We start from the raw sequence: 15,210 nt of genomic DNA, 5'->3' as shown, positions 1-15,210 counted from the left end.
TGTAGACCGGGGCACCGACAATCTCGCGTGCTTTTGCGGAGGGTCTAGCGCGCCGACCCGTCCGTGCGGCCGTCGCACAACCTGGCCACCCAGTCGGTGGCGGCCGTGTAGTCCGCGTCGGTGTTGTCCGTGCCAGCGAGGGTCGGCGTGCCGTCGGCCTTCGGGTAGGAGCCGAGGAAGCGGACCTCGTGGCAGCGGCGGTGCAGCGCGGCGAGCGCGTCGGCGACCCGCCGCTCCGCCACGTGGCCGTCGAAGTCCAGGTAGAAGCGGTACTCGCCGAGGCGGCCCTTCATCGGGCGGGACTCGATCCGGCTCAGGTTGATGCCGCGCAGCGCCAGCTCGGTGAGCATCTCGGCGAGCACACCGGTGCGCTGGTAGGCGGCGACGGCGACGACCGAGGTGCGGTCCGAGCCGGTCGGCGCGGGCGGGGTGCCGGGCCGCTGCAGCACGAGGAACCGGGTGACCGCGTCGTCGACGTCCGCGATGCCGGTCTCCAGCACGTCCAGCCCGTAGTGGACGGCCGCGACGGGCGCGGTGATGGCGGCGTCGCAGTGGCCGTCGAGCACGCCGACCGCCGCGCCCGCCGTCGAGGTCGCCGCGAGCTGCGTGGCGTGGCTCAGGTGCTTCGCGAGCCAGCCCTGGACCTGCGCGAGCGCGTGCGGGTGGCTGGCGACGGACTTGATGTCGGCGAGGGTCGAGCCGGGCCGCGCCAGCAGGGAGAACCGGACCGGTAGCACCACCTCGGCGACCGCGACCAGCGGTTCGTCGACGGCGAGCGCGTCCATGGTGGCGGACACCGCGCCCTCGACGGAGTTCTCCACCGGCACGCACGCGAGGTCGGCGCGGCCGTGCCGGACCGCGGCGAGTGCCTCTGGCACGGTCGCCTCCGGCACCAGCGTGTGGTCCGGGCGGTTCGCCGCGAGCGCGGCCTGCTCGGAGAAGGTCCCCCGCGGTCCGAAGTACGCGATGCTCGGCACGAGAGCACCATAGTCCGGCGCTCCGCTTGCCACCGCGCCCGATCGGGTGCACGGAGACTTAACCTTTCAGGTGCTACCAGTTACCAGATGACGGTTACGCGCGGTGCCCTCCGGATGCCATGCTGAAACCCGTGACCGCCGCCGAAGAGGCTTCGCAAGCGGGGACCGCGACGAGGGAACCGCTTCGGCTTGTCCTGTGCGCTGTCGAAGATCCCCTGGCCGACGCGTGGGCGGCCGCCGCTGACGGACGGCAGGAGGTCTACACGCATCGCGGCTCGACGCTGGACGTGCCCGCGGAGGCGGTGGTGAGCCCGGCCAACTCGTTCGGGTGGATGCGTGGCGGGATCGACGCGGTCTACGCCGGGGCCTTCCCCGCGATCGAACAGCACGTGCGCAGCGCCGTGCTGGCCTACCACGGCGGTGAGCTGCCGGTCGGCCAGGCCGTGATCGTGCCGACCGACGTCGCGGCGCCCGCGTGGCTGATCAGCGCGCCGACGATGCGGGAGCCGGGAGAGCGCCTGCCCCAGGACACCGTGCACCCCTACCTCGCGGCACGCGCGGTGTTCCGGATGTGGCGCGAAGGCAGGCTCGAAGACGAACGGCCGGTGCACTCGGTGGTGTCGACCATCGCCATGCCCGGCCTTGGCACCGGGGTCGGCGGCGTGCCGCCCGAGGTGTGCGCACGACAGGTGATGGCGGCGTGGGACGAGGTGTTCGCCCCGCGCGAACAGGATCAGTGACGGACCGCGGCGCGAGTTCACCAGCCCGATGGCGCAGTTGCTGAACCAGAGCCCAGAATTGGTCAACTGCTGAGAAAGGGGAGCCTCGCGGCTCCCTTTTCGTCGCGTGACGTACGCAGCTATTGCAATTCCATGCTCAGTTCCAGTTCGTCCCGGATGGGAATGTCGTCGAAGCCGCGTTCAGGGATTTCCGGTTTGCTTTTCCGCGCCTGCGCGACCGCGCCGGGGCGCAGCGCGGTCAGGTGGAAGCCGGCACGCTGGTAGAAGCGCAGCGCCCTCGTGTTGTCATTCGTGGTGGTCACGTGGATGGCGCGGATCCCATCGGCCCGGCAGTACCCGGCCAGCTCCGCCAGCAGGGCGGCGCCGACGCCACCACCCGCGAACGCGTTGATCGTCACCAGCTCCGCCACGTCGTCGCGGACCACGTACGTGATCAGGCCCACCACCTCGCCGTCCGCCTCCGCGAGCCAGCCGGGCAGCGTCGAGGCGTCGACCACGCCACCAAGTGACAGGGCCACCACCTGGGTCGAGCCCCACTCGCGCACGAGGATCGGCGTGACAACGGGCCTGTCGGCGGGAGTGAGCGGCCGGAGCGTGTAGTGCGTCACAGTGCTCACGGTGCCACGACGCCCTAACGTTTGTTGACGTGGCGGTGAAGACCCGCGACACCAGTCCGTACGTGGAGCTGCGTCGCGACCAGTGGCGGGAGCTGAGGCGTGCCACCCCGCTGACGCTCACCCTCGACGAGCTGGTCCGCCTGCGCGGGCTCGGCGATCCCGTCGACCTGGACGAGGTCGTCGACGTCTACCTGCCCCTTTCGCGCCTGATCAGCCTGCGGGTCGCCGCGCATCAACGCCTGTACGCGGACACGACGTCGTTCCTCGGCGAGCGGTCGCAGCGGGTGCCGTTCGTGATCGCGATCGCGGGCAGCGTCGCCGTCGGCAAGTCGACCACCGCGCGTCTCCTGCAGACACTGCTGGCCCGCTGGCCGGATCACCCGCACGTGGACCTGGTCACGACGGACGGGTTCCTGTGGCCGAAGGCGGACCTGATCCGGCGCGGCATGATGAGCCGCAAGGGGTTCCCCGAGAGCTACGACCGGCGCGGCCTGCTGCGGTTCGTGTCCGACGTGAAGTCCGGCGCGCCCGAGGTGCACGCGCCGGTGTACTCGCACCTCGCGTACGACATCGTGCCTGGTGAGACCCAGGTCGTACGCAAGCCGGACATCCTCATCATCGAGGGCCTGAACGTGCTGTTGCCAGGGCAGGGGCTCACGGTGGCGGACCTGTTCGACTTCTCGATCTACGTGGACGCGCACACCGAGGACATCGCGCGCTGGTACGTGGAGCGGTTCCTCACGCTGCGCGACACGGCGTTCGCCGACCCGGACTCGCACTTCCACCACTATGCCGGGCTGACCGACGACCAGGCGCGTGCCGAGGCCGCCAAGCTGTGGCAGAAGATCAACGAGCCGAACCTGGTGCGGAACATCCTGCCGACACGACCGAGGGCATCCCTGGTGCTGCGCAAGGACGCCGACCACCGGATCTCCCGGGTTCGACTACGCAAACTCTGAGCTGGTCTCGCGAGCGGAGCGAGCAGCGCAGGAGGAAAACGCCGGGCCAAGAACTCCCGAGTGAGCAGCGCAGGGAGGGAAGACGCCGGGCCAAGGGCCCGCGAGCGCGAGCGGAGCGAGCAAAACCAACCGAGCGGGCCCGCCGGCGTCTGGACTGAGCGAGCAGCGCAGCGAGCTCGGCCACGAGCGAGTGAGCAGCGCAGGGAGGGAAGACGCCGGGCCAAGGGCCCGCGAGCGCGAGCGGAGCGAGCAAATCCAACACTGTCGGTGCTCCGTGGTTGGGTTGTCGCCGTGGACGAGCAGAGATTCCTGGAGTGCCTCGACGCCGACTTCACGCGGCTGCGTGCGGTGGTCGAGGGTGCCCTGGACGCGCCGGTGCCGCCCTGTCCCGGGTGGACCGGCGCCGACCTCGTGCGGCACCTGGCCGAGGTGTACCTGCACAAGACGGAGACCATGCGGCAGGGGGTCTGGCCCGCGCCGTGGCCGCCCGCGTTACCCGACGCCGCGCTCGCCGCGCTCGACGACGCCTACCGGCAGCTCCTCGGCGAGCTGACCGCACGCGACGTCGCCGACCGGGCGCTGACCTGGTACGAACCGGACCAGACCGTGGGGTTCTGGCTGCGGCGGATGGCGCACGAGACCGTGATCCACCGGCTGGACGCCGAACTGGCGGCCGGGGTGGCGCACGACCCGATCCCGGCCGACCTCGCGGAGGACGGCATCGACGAGGTGCTGACGTGCTTCCTCGCGTACGCGTCGGCGGAGTACCCGGACGAGCTGGGTGAGCACCTCGGCGAGTGCGACGGGCGGACCGTGCAGATCGCGACCGAGGGCGCGGGCTGGCAGGTGCAGCTCGGACCGACCGAGGTGACGGTGGTGCGTGGCGAGTCCGACCCGGAGGCGGGTGTGTTCGGCGAGCCGGGGGCGGTGCTGCGGTGGGTGTGGCGGCGCGCGGGCGACGGCGCGGTGCAGCTGGACGGCAACCGGTGGGTGATCGGCAAACTCAGGGCGATGCTGGGAGTCACCACGCAATAGGCTGACCGGCATGGCCGTGAGGGTGGCGCTCGTCGACGACCACGAGGTGGTGCGGCGCGGACTGCGTGACCTGCTCGACGGCGAACCCGGCATCGAGGTGGTGGCCGAGGCAGGCGGTGTCGAGGAGGCACTGGCGCGCGTCGGCAAGACCCTGCCGGACGTCGTGGTGGTCGACATGCGGCTCCCGGACGGCGACGGGGTGGAGCTGTGCCGTGCGCTGCGGCAGCTGGACCCGCCGCCGAGGTGTCTGGTGCTGACCGCCTTCGACGACGAGCGCGCGCTGCTCGAGGCGATCATGGCCGGCGCGTCCGGTTACCTGCTGAAGCAGGTCCGCGGGCAGGACCTGGTGGACGCGGTGCGCGAGGTCGCGGCCGGGCGGTCGCTGCTGGACCCGGTGACGACGGCACGCGTCCTGGAACGCATGCGCCGCGACGCCGCGACCGACGAGCTGGCGGCGCTCACCGACCGGGAGCGGGCCGTGCTGGAGCTGATGGGCGAGGGCATGTCGAACCGGCAGATCGCGGAGCGGCTGTTCCTGGCGGAGAAGACGGTCAAGAACTACGTGACGTCGGTGCTCGCGAAGCTCGGCATGGAGCGGCGCACACAGGCGGTGGCGTGGTTCGCCCGCCGCCCGCAGGGAACTAGCCGCCCGCCTCCCCGGAATTGACAGGACAGGCACGGTAACGCGACTGCGGGCGGCCCCGGTGGGACCGCCCGCAGTGCTTCGGCCGCGTCAGGCGGGTGCGACAGCCGCCTCCACGGGCCGGGTCCGGAGACCGACCCAGGTGGACACCAGGGTCGAGCCGAAGGTGAGCAGTGCGGCCGCGCCGACCACGGCCAGGTAGATCTCGATCGGGCCCTTCGGCAGCAGCGAGCCGTCCGTGACCAGCGTGAAGGGCATCAGCGTCATGCCTGCGACCAGCGTGCCCAGCGCGACGCCGATGACCGTGGACATGCCTGCCTCGACCGTCATCATGCGGAGCACCTGCCCCCGGGTGGAGCCGGTCAGGCGCTGTAGGCCGAACTCGCGCCGCCGGGCACCGGTCGACATGACCAGGCTGTTCACCACCGAGATCGCGGTGTAGGCGATGATCATGCCGGCCATCAGGTAGTTGATCCACGCGCCGAGTTCCTGGTCCTTGGCGTGCCCCGACACGAGCGCGTCGCGGCCCACCACCGACAGGCCGGGGTGCGTGGCAACGACGTCGCCGAGTGCCTTCGTCACCGCGGCCGGGTCGGCCGTGCGGACCATGATCTGCGACGGCAGACCGGACGTGGTGTGCGACGCCACCAGCGACGCGGGCATCAGCAGCGTCTCGAAGCCCTCGCGCGCCGGGTACAGGGCCACGATCTCGACCGGCACCTCCGCGCGGTCGCCCATCGTGACGGTGATCGTGTCGCCGATCCCCCGGCCCAGGGTCGCCGCGTGCGTCTCGGGCAGGGCCACCGTGTCGCCGGTCAGGTCCGCGAGCGAGCCCGAGGACGGGGTGACCGCGGTGGTCTCGGTGGCCGCCGAGCCGCTGACGCCCTGCACCGACCAGCCGTCCTCCGACAGGGACGAGTCGTACGGCTTCATCACGAACACCGTGCTCGTCGCGAACTCGGCGGCGGCCGTCACGCCGGGCACCGACCGGACCTCGTCGACCACGCCGGACGGGATCCCGCCGGTCGCGGAGGTCAGCACCAGGTCGGCCCGCAGGTTGTCCGCGAACGCCGCGTTCGCGACCTCGGTCGACGTGGTCTGCAGGTAGATGTTGGCCGTGGCCATGCCGGTGGCCAGCATGATCGGCGTGACCACGGCCGCCACCCGCACCGAGCGGGTCTTCGTCGACAGCGTCGCCAGGTACCCCGCGGTCCCGGTGAACGCACGCACCGGCCACCTCAGCACCGCCAGGAACACCTTCGTGACCCCCGGCGACACCAGCGCAAGCGCGATCGCCCACAGCATCACCGACGGGCCCGCCGTGCTCGCCGCGATCGGGCCGGTCATCACCGCGATCGTCACGATGAACAACGCGATCCCGCCGCCGAACGCGAGCACCGCCAGCACGACCCGCACCCAGGACAGCCACTTTCGCTGGATCGACGCGTCCGCCAGCGCCTCCGTCGGCCGGGTCCGCGCCGCCTTGCGGCCCGCGACCAGCGCACCGAAGAACGATCCGAGCAGCACCGCGCCGGACGCGATGACCATCGGCAGCCAGCCCGAGTGGTGGGTCATCGCCGTCGGCACGATCCCGTTGTCCGCCAGCCGTTCGAACAGCCACTCCCCGAACACGCCGCCGAGCAGCAGGCCGAACCCGGCCGCGAACAGCGCCATGAACAGCGCCTCGCCGATCACCATCCGCCGCAGCTGGCCCGGCGTGGTGCCGATCGCCCGCAGCAGGGCCAGCTCGCGCTGCCGCTGCTGGATCGACAGGCCCAGCGTCGTGGACACCACGAACAGCATGACCATCGTCGCGAGCCCGCCGAACACCGCGGACAGCACGATCAGATTCTCGCTCGCCTTCTCGGCTCCGGCGAACTCGGCGAGCCCGCGCTCCTCCCCACCGAGCAGCGTCGCGTTCCGGCCGGGCAGCAGCTTGCCGATGCCGTCGGACACGGCGGCCAGGTCGGCACCCGGCTCGACGCGCACCCCGATCAGGTCGACCTTGCCAGGGTGACCGGCGAGCCGGGCGACCTGGTCGTCGGCGAAGTACACGGCCTGCCCTGGCACGAGGCCCGACACCGTGAACGTCTCCGCGCTCCCCCGAACGACCAGCTCGACCCGCTCACCGACGGCCGTGCCTGCCCCCTGGCCGAGCACGACCTCCCCCGTCGCGGGTGCGGTTCCCGACACCAGCGACACCGGCGTCAGCGACGCCGACGACCACCCGTGCGCGGTAGCGGTCCCCTGCCGCCCCGCCAGCACCGGCACCGACACGTCCCCCACCGCGGCCGCCACCCCCGGCACCCGCGACACCTCGTCCACCAACTCGTCCGGCAGGCGCACGCGTTCCGGCAGGTACGCGGCCTCGCTGTCCTCCTCCTGGTCGGCCGGGTTCTCCTTCGGCAGCGCCAAGGTCTGGCTGCCGGTCACCACGAAGGGCGCGGCCGCCAGCCGCTGCGCGGGGACCTCGCCCCGGATACCGGTCTCCATCAGCCCGGCGCAGGCCAGCACCAGCACGGCGCCGAACGTCATCGCGAGGAACGTCGCGACGAACGCGCCCTTGCGGAACCGCAGTGTCCGCAACGCGATACGCAGCATCACCGCACCGCCGCGGGCTGCTCGGCCCACGCACCGAGGTGCGTCATGCGCTCGGCGACGGCCTCCGCGGTCGGGCGGTGGAGCTCGCCGACGAGCCTGCCGTCGGCGAGGAACACGACCCGGTCGGCGTAGGACGCGGCGACCGGGTCGTGGGTCACCATGACGACGGTCTGCCCGCCCTGATCGACCGACGCACGCAGCAGGTTCAGCACCTCGCGGGCGGTGCGGGTGTCCAGCGCCCCGGTCGGCTCGTCGGCGAACATGACGGCCGGGCGGGTGATCAGCGCGCGGGCGATCGCGACACGCTGCTGCTGGCCGCCGGACAACTCGCCCGGCAGGTGCTTGCGCCGCTCCGCGAGCCCGACCTGCGCCAGGACCCTGGCAACGGCCTCGCTCCTGATCCGCTTTCCCGCGAGCCGAAGCGGCAGCGTCACGTTGTCCTGCACGGAGAACGCGGGCAGCAGGTTGAAGGCCTGGAAGACGAACCCGACGCGCTCGCGGCGCAGCTTGGTCAGGTCGGCCTCGGAGAGCTTCGACAGCTCCTCGTCCTCGATCAGGACCGAGCCGCTGGTCGGGCGGTCCAGCCCGGCGGCGCAGTGGAGGAACGTGCTCTTGCCGGACCCGGACGGGCCCATGACCGCGGTGAAGCTGGCACGCGGGAAGCCGATGGTCACGCCGTCGAGGGCGGTCACGCCGTTGCGGCGCCCGCCGTAGGTTTTCCGGACGTCCGTAAGCCGCACCACGTCCGGGGTCATGGGGTTCCTCTTCTCTTGTCGCACAGGAGAAGCCTCGCTGGTCGGCACGCCATTAACACTGGTGCGGACCGGCGAACCGGAGGTGGGGGTAGCCCTACCCCAGCGGAACGGTCCAGGTCACGGTCGTGCCCGTGGGCGAAGAGCGCACGACCGAGCGGCCGCCCGCCTGCCGTGCGCGCTCTTCCAGGTGAGTGAGGCCGCGATGGGTGACGCCCTCGGGAATGCCGCAGCCGTCGTCGGCGACGACCAGCCGCAGTGCGCTGTCGAGGCCGATCCGGACGGTCACGTGGTGGGCGCCGGAGTGACGGACCACATTGGACAGTGTCTCCCGCAGCGCGGCGCGGGCGTGGTCGGCGAGCGCGGCTGGCACGTCGGTCAGGTCGCCGTCGATCTCCAGCACCGGCGGGAAACCGAGCAGTTCCCCGGCGATCGCGACCTCGGTGTGCACGGACTCGGCAAGGTCGGCCACCGCGTCGTCGAGGTCCGGGTTACGCAGCGCGCGGACCACCGAGCGGACGTCCTCGATGGACGCGTCGAGCTGGTCGATCGCGTCGGCGAGCCTGCGTTCGTCCTTGCGGGCGAGCTTGCGGGACGGGCGGCGGGCGAGCAGGTCGAGCTGCATGCCTGCCGCGTAGAGGCGCTGGACGAGCACGTCGTGCAGGTCGCGGGCGATGCGTTCGCGTTCCTGGTAGAGCGTGAGGCGGGCGCGGGCGGTGGCGCCCTCGGCGAGCACGAGGACGAGCCCGGCCTGCGCGGCGAACGCGGTCAGCACGTCGACGGCGGCCTCGGCGAACGGGCGGGCGCCGCGGTGCCGGTAGACGGTGAGCGCGCCGAGCCTGCGCTGCGTGGTGCCGAACGGCGCGGCGGCGAACGGCCCGAAGTTCCGCAGCTCGCGGGGCACGAAGGGCGCGGTGCGCGGGTCGGCGGCCACGTCGTCGACGACGACCGCGACGCCGCTGCGGGCGGTGCGGGCCGCGGAGCTGCGCGGGGACAGGACCAGGCCGACCGGGTTGGTGAAGGTGGGACCGGGGCTGCCGTGCGCGGCCTCGACGGTGAGCGAGCCGTCCTCGCCTCGGGTCATGACGAGGCCGAGGTCGGCCTCCGCCAGCTCGGCGGCGTGCCGCACGACGAGGCGCAGCACCGCCTCGGGGTCCTCGCCGGAGAGCGCCGCCGTCGCGATCTCGGTGGAGGCACCGAGCGCCTTCGCCGCGAGTGCCGGTTCGATGCCGCCTCCCCGGAGTTCACCATGTCGGTCACGTCCCGGCGAGGATCGTGGCCTGCGTCCCCCCGAGGTTACGTTGATCGGCGCGAGACGGGGCGCCGTCACCGTCGCGCCCCGGTGAGGTCGAGGACCGCGTCGGCGGCGGCCGCCTCCTCCGGTCGATGGGTGACGTGCACGATCGTGCGGCCCTTCAGGTTGGCGAGGACGCGGGCCGCGGTCGGTTCGTCGAGGTGCGCGGTGGGCTCGTCGAGGAGCAGCAGGTCGGCGTCGGCGAGCAGTGCCCTGGCAAGGGCGATGCGCTGGGCCTCGCCGCCGGAGGCGGTGGTCGGGTCGTCGTCGAGGCGGTCGGCCCACGCGGGCAGCTCGGCCAGCGCCAGCGCGGCGCGGAGCTGGTCGTCGGTGGCGTGCGGGTCGGCGATCCGCAGGTTCTCGCGCAACGTGGTCGCGACGAGGTACGGCTCCTGCGGCACCCACGCGGCCCTCGGCAACGAGACGCCGCCACGTTCGGCGGGCAGCAGCCCGGCCATGAGCGCCACGAGCGTCGACTTCCCGGCCCCGGACGGCCCGACGACGGCCAGGTGCGTCCCGGGCGAGACGTCGAGGGTGACGTTGCGGAGTGTGGGCGCCGCGGCCCCCGGCCACCGGATGTCCACACCCCGCAACGCGACCCCCCGGTTCTGTCGGTGCTCGCCGCTACGCTGGATTTCGGGGGGCCGAGGGCCGCGCTCGGCCAGCGCGGCACGCAGCGGCGCCACCTGCCGCACCGCGACGGGAAGCGGCGCCAGCGTCTCCGCCAGTGCCAGCGGCACCAGCGCCAGCACCGGTACCAGCAACGGGTCCACCCCGCCCGCCAGTCCCAGCGCCACCACGCTCGCGACCCCCAGACACAGCGTGATCAGCGCCGACGCCGCTCCCGCGCTCAACGCCTGGCGCCGCGCCTGGCGGGCCAGCGTCGCGTCCTCGGCCGCGACCTCCGCACGGTGCCGCACGTGCGTGCCGAACGCGATCAGGTCCGGCGCCGCGTCCAGCAGCGCGAGCACCCGGTCCGCCACCCGGCGACGGCCCGCCGAGAGCGCCAGGGTGGCGTACCGGTCGACCGCGAGCGCGACGGCCGGTGCACCCAGACCGGCCGCCGCGACCGCGATGGCGAGCGCGAGACCGGCAGCGGGCAGGATCGCCCACTGCACGGCCACGGCCGCCACGCACACGACCGTCGCCACCAGCGGCGGCAGGACGACCCTCGGGGTGAGGTCGCGGACGGTGTCCACGTCGGTGGTGAGCCGCCGGTAGTCCTCGGTCCGCCACAGCCGCACCCGCCGCCGCGACGCGGCACGGAACGCGGCGTCGTGCGTCACGAGCCGTTCCGCGTACCGCAGCCCCGCCCGCGCCAGCCCGAACGCGCGGACCCCCACGACCGCGACGCCCAGCAGCAGGATCGGCGGCTGCGTGGCCGCCTTCGCGATGAGCCACGCGGACGTGGCGGTCAGCGCGACCCCGGCCAGCAGCGCGGCGGCCCCCAGCGCCGCACCCACGAGCAGGCGCGGCGTGACGAGCGTGCGCAGCGGAACACGTTGGTACGACTCGCGATTCGTGGTGTTCACGGCCCGCACCGGCACGGGTTCCGCTGCCGCCTCAGCCACGCGGTGGCTCGCGATGACCACCGCCGCACCCGTGGCGGCGATCGCCGCGTGGATCCGCGCCGCGTTGGCGGGGTCCTGGTGTGCGGTCGGTTCGTCGAGCAGCAGCACGTCCGCGTCCCGGCACAGTGCCCGCGCGACCGCGACCCGCTGCCGTTCCCCGGTGGACAGCTCGGCGATCGGCCGGTCGAGCACATGCGTGAGGTTGAGCAGGCCTGCGAGGTCACCCACCTCCTCCCGCACCGTGCCACCGGTGAACCGGGGCGTCTGCGGCACCCACGCGACCCGCCGCCGCCACGCCTCGATGTCCACTTCGGACAGTTCATGGGCGCCGACCAGGATGCTGCCCGACGATGGCGCCACGAACCCGAGCACGGCCGCGAACAACGTCGACTTGCCGGACGCGCTCGGCGTGTCCAGGTGCACGACCTCCCCCGGCCGCGCCGTGAACGTCACCCCGTCCGGCGCGAAACCGTCCCGCCTGCGCACCCGCAGGCCGGTCACCCGCAGCGGGCCGACCGGCGCCGAGGTGCCGAACACGCGTGGCGGCGGCAGCTCGGCGATCTCCCGCACCGCCCGCATCCCGGCCTCGCTCGCGTGGTGCGCGGCGCCTGCCTGCCGCAGCGGCAGGTAGCACTCCGGCGCCAGGACCAGCACGAACAGTCCCACCGCGAGCGAAAGGTCGCCGCCGATCAACCGCAGCCCGATCAGCACCGCCACCAGCGCCACCGACAGCGTCGCCACGAGTTCGAGCGTGAGCGCCGACGCGAACGCCACCCGCAGCGTGCCCATCGTCGACCGCCGCTGCGACTCCGATAGCCGCCGGATCGTCTCCGCCTGCGCGTCGACGCGCCGGAACGCGGTCAGCACCGGCCGCGCGGCCACCAGCTCACGGAGGTGGTGCGCCACCCGCTGTTCCGTCGCGGACGCCTCGGCGACCCGGTCCTTCGTCCGCAGCCCCACCAGCGCGGCGAACAGCGGCACGAGCGGCAACGTCAGGCCAACGACCAGTGCGGACGGCCAGTCCACCGCCGCCAGCACCACGCCGATCCCCAGCGGCGCCACGGCCGCGCTCACCAGCGCGGGCAGGTACCCGGTGAAGTAGTCGTCGAGCGCGTCCAGCCCCTTGGTCGCGAGCACGGTCAGCGCGGGCCCGCGTGGCACCGTCCACTCCGGACCCAGGGCGAGCGCCTGGTCCAGCAGCCGCGCCCGCAGCTCCTCCTTCGCCCCCGCCGCGGCACGGGCCGCGACCACCTGCGTCGCCCACACCAGCAACGCCCGCGCCACCACGGCACCGGCGAGCACCCCGAGCCCGCCGGAGCCCGCGACGACGGCGGCCAGCGCCCATGCCTGCACCACGAGCGCGCCACCGCTGAGCCCGGCCAGTACCGCGCACCCGGCGAGCGCCCGGCGTGCCGCGCGAGAGAGCCGGGGCAAGGCACCCAACGGGCTCACGCCATCACCCGCTTGCGGAACACCCAGTACGTCCAGCCCTGGTAGACGAGCACCGAGGGTGCGCCGAACCCGGCCACCCACGTCATCACCTTGAGCGTGTACGGGCTGGACGCCGCGTCCACGACGGACAGCGAGTACGCCGAGTCCACTGTGGACGGCAGCACGTCCGGGTACAGGGCGCCGAACAACGCCAGCACGGCCGCGCCAAGCGCCACCCCGAGCAACGCGAACGCGCGCCCCTCCCGCCCGGCCTCCAGGCACACCCATGCGCACACCGCCGCCACCAGCACCGCGAACACGGCGAGCCACGTCCACTCCGCACCCGACCGCAGCACCACCACCACCGCGAGCAGCATCAGCGGCGACAACCCGACCGGCACGAACAGGAGCGCGAACCCGCGTGCCCGGTGCCGCAACGGCCCTTCGGTCTTCAGCGCCACGAACACCGCGCCGTGCACCAGCGCGAACCCGGTCAGCGCCAGCGCACCCAGCGCCGTGTCCCACCGCAGCGCGGCGAACGGCGACCCGACCCGGTTGCCGTTCGCGTCCAGCGGCAGGCCAAGCACGTTCCACGACAGGACGAGCCCCACGCAGAGCGTGGCGACCAGCGAGCCACCGGTGATCACGGCGTCCCACACCGACCGCCACCGGTCCGTGTCGACCTTGCCACGCCACTCCAGCGCGACGCCCCGGCCGATCAATGCCAGCAGCAGCAACAACATCGGCAGGTAGCCCGCGCTGAACAGGCCCGCGTACCAGCCGGGGAACGCGGCGAACGTGGCGCCCGCGGCGACGATCAGCCACACCTCGTTGCCGTCCCACACCGGGCCGATGGTGGTGAGCATCGCGCGCCGGTCGCGCTCGGTGCGGCCGAGCACGCGCAGCAGCATGCCCACCCCGAAGTCGAACCCCTCGAGGAACAGGTAGCCGAACCACAGCACGGCGATCGCGACGAACCAGAAGGTCTCCACCACACGCTCCTCAGTACGCGAACGTCAGGTTGTCGTCGCCGGACTTCTTCTCCGGCGAAGGTTCTTCGATCCCGGCCCGCACGTACCGCCGCATCAGCACGATCTCCACGACCGCGAGCACGCCGTACACCAGCGTCAGCGCGATCAGCGACGTCAGCACCTCGCCGACGGTCAGCCAGGACACGGCTCGCGCGGTGAACATCCACACACCGTCCACACCGGACGGATTGGGCGCGACCACGAACGGCTGGCGGCCCATCTCCGTGAAGATCCACCCGAAGCTGTTGGCCAGAAAAGGAAGCGCGATGCTCGCCAGCGCGAGCCTCGGGAACCAGCGCGATCGGGGCACCCGCCCGCGACGGGTCAGCCACAGCACCGCCAGCCCCGCCGCGGTCCCGATCGCGCCGAGGCCGATCATGAACCGGAAGCTCCAGTACGTCACCGGCAGGTTCGGCACGTAGTCGATCGGCTTGCCGGACAGTTCGCCCAGGCGGGGATCGACCGGATAGTTCGAGCCGTACTGCTCCTGGTACCGCGCCACGAGGTCCTCGACCCCGGTCACCTTGGCCTCGAAGTCGCCGTGCGCCAGGAAGGAGAGCAGCGCGGGCACGGTCACCGACTTGACGTTCTCGCAGTCCGGATCGGACACGTCACCGATCGCGAACACCGAGAACCCGGCGGGCTGTTCGGTGTGGCACAACGCTTCCGCGGACGCCATCTTCATCGGCTGCTGTTCGAACATCAGCTTCGACTGCAGGTCACCGCTGACCGCGAGACCCGCGAACGCGACGACGCCGACCCACGCCCCCAGCCGCGCCGACGCCCGCCACACGCCCTCGTCCGCCTTCGACCGCCACAGCCGCCACGCGCCGATACCCGCCAGGAACGTCGCCGCCACCGCGAACGCGCCGAAGATCGCGTGCGGGAACGCGGCCAGCACGGTCGAGTTGCCCAGCACCGCCCAGATCGACGTCAGCCGCGGCCGCCCGTCGACCAGCTCCACGCCGACCGGGTGCTGCATCCACGAGTTCGCGGCGAGGATGAAGTACGCCGAGAAGACCGTGGCCAGCGAGAACGCCCACACGCACGCGAGGTGCACTCGCTTGGGCAGCCGGTCCCAGCCGAACATCCACAGGCCGAGGAACGTCGACTCGACGAAGAACGCGACCAGCCCCTCCATGGCGAGCGGCGCCCCGAACACGTCGCCGACGAAGCGCGAGTACTCGCTCCACGCCATGCCGAACTGGAACTCCTGGACGATCCCGGTGACCACCCCCATGGCGAAGTTGATCATCAGGAGCTTGCCCCAGAACTTCGTCATCGCCAGGTAGCGCGGGTGCCCGGTGCGCACCCACGCCGTCTGCATGCCGGCGACCAGCAGCGAGAGGCCGATCGTCAGCGGCACCATCAGGAAGTGGTAGACGGTCGTGATGCCGAACTGCCACCGCGCGAGGTCGAGTACTTCCACGCCGTCCAGGCTCGTCCTGGCGAAGGCCGCGTGGCAGGTCCCCGGGTCCTGTGCGGACAGGACCTTCGTCCCGTGACGACGGTCAGGAAGCGGGTCACCGGTGCCGGGGTACACTTGCGGTGCCAGAGGG

Annotated in this window: 12 protein-coding genes; 4 read left to right on the top strand and 8 right to left on the bottom strand. The window is 72.5% G+C overall.

Annotation, left to right across the window (positions count from 1 at the left end; genetic code table 11):
* Positions 1-44: 44 nt before the first annotated feature.
* Positions 45-977 (bottom strand): prephenate dehydratase, encoded by a 933-nt coding sequence (pheA, locus tag WBA97_RS14310; RefSeq protein ID WP_424231276.1) that lies wholly within the window; start codon positions 975-977, stop codon positions 45-47.
* 119 nt (positions 978-1,096) lie between these two features.
* Here pheA and WBA97_RS14305 point away from each other — a divergent pair, with 119 nt between their 5' ends.
* Complete coding sequence (locus WBA97_RS14305; protein ID WP_424231275.1) at positions 1,097-1,717, top strand: macro domain-containing protein; 621 nt, start codon at positions 1,097-1,099, stop codon at positions 1,715-1,717.
* A gap of 119 nt (positions 1,718-1,836) precedes the next feature.
* Here the strand turns inward: WBA97_RS14305 and WBA97_RS14300 are convergent, their stop codons facing one another.
* Entirely contained in the window at positions 1,837-2,334 is a 498-nt protein-coding gene (locus WBA97_RS14300) for an N-acetyltransferase family protein (protein ID WP_424231274.1), read from the bottom strand.
* A gap of 35 nt (positions 2,335-2,369) precedes the next feature.
* On the opposite strand from WBA97_RS14300, the gene coaA reads away from it, so the two are divergent.
* The 3 genes from coaA to WBA97_RS14285 all read left to right on the top strand — a co-directional run bounded on the left by coaA (position 2,370) and on the right by WBA97_RS14285 (position 4,995).
* Positions 2,370-3,293, top strand: coding sequence for a type I pantothenate kinase (gene coaA / locus WBA97_RS14295; RefSeq protein WP_424231350.1), 924 nt, complete (start codon positions 2,370-2,372; stop codon positions 3,291-3,293).
* Between the two features lie 291 nt (positions 3,294-3,584).
* On the top strand, positions 3,585-4,328 hold the full coding sequence (locus WBA97_RS14290; RefSeq protein ID WP_424231273.1) for a maleylpyruvate isomerase family mycothiol-dependent enzyme: 744 nt from the start codon (positions 3,585-3,587) through the stop codon (positions 4,326-4,328).
* Between the two features lie 10 nt (positions 4,329-4,338).
* Positions 4,339-4,995: a response regulator gene (locus WBA97_RS14285; protein ID WP_424231272.1), complete on the top strand. Its 657-nt coding sequence runs from the start codon at positions 4,339-4,341 to the stop codon at positions 4,993-4,995.
* Between the two features lie 66 nt (positions 4,996-5,061).
* On the opposite strand, the gene WBA97_RS14280 is transcribed toward WBA97_RS14285, so the two are convergent.
* The 6 genes from WBA97_RS14280 to WBA97_RS14255 all read right to left on the bottom strand — a co-directional run bounded on the left by WBA97_RS14280 (position 5,062) and on the right by WBA97_RS14255 (position 15,080).
* The gene (locus WBA97_RS14280; RefSeq protein WP_424231271.1) at positions 5,062-7,572 is read right to left on the bottom strand and encodes an FtsX-like permease family protein; all 2,511 of its coding nucleotides are present in this window, start codon (positions 7,570-7,572) and stop codon (positions 5,062-5,064) included.
* On the bottom strand, positions 7,572-8,327 hold the full coding sequence (locus WBA97_RS14275; protein WP_424231270.1) for an ABC transporter ATP-binding protein: 756 nt from the start codon (positions 8,325-8,327) through the stop codon (positions 7,572-7,574). The genes WBA97_RS14280 and WBA97_RS14275 overlap by 1 nt, the downstream gene beginning before the upstream one ends.
* A gap of 94 nt (positions 8,328-8,421) precedes the next feature.
* On the bottom strand, positions 8,422-9,552 hold the full coding sequence (locus WBA97_RS14270) for a GAF domain-containing sensor histidine kinase (RefSeq protein ID WP_424231349.1): 1,131 nt from the start codon (positions 9,550-9,552) through the stop codon (positions 8,422-8,424).
* Positions 9,553-9,650: 98 nt separating this feature from the next.
* The gene (gene cydC / locus WBA97_RS14265) at positions 9,651-12,641 is read right to left on the bottom strand and encodes a thiol reductant ABC exporter subunit CydC (protein WP_424231269.1); all 2,991 of its coding nucleotides are present in this window, start codon (positions 12,639-12,641) and stop codon (positions 9,651-9,653) included.
* On the bottom strand, positions 12,638-13,612 hold the full coding sequence (gene cydB / locus WBA97_RS14260; RefSeq protein WP_424231268.1) for a cytochrome d ubiquinol oxidase subunit II: 975 nt from the start codon (positions 13,610-13,612) through the stop codon (positions 12,638-12,640). Before cydB ends, cydC begins: the two co-directional genes overlap by 4 nt.
* A 10-nt stretch (positions 13,613-13,622) precedes the next feature.
* Positions 13,623-15,080 (bottom strand): cytochrome ubiquinol oxidase subunit I, encoded by a 1,458-nt coding sequence (locus tag WBA97_RS14255; RefSeq protein WP_424231267.1) that lies wholly within the window; start codon positions 15,078-15,080, stop codon positions 13,623-13,625.
* Positions 15,081-15,210 lie beyond the last annotated feature (130 nt).

Source organism: Actinophytocola sp. (assembly GCF_049647105.1).
Taxonomy (GTDB): domain Bacteria; phylum Actinomycetota; class Actinomycetes; order Mycobacteriales; family Pseudonocardiaceae; genus Actinophytocola.
This window is presented reverse-complemented; position numbering and strand designations above follow the sequence as displayed.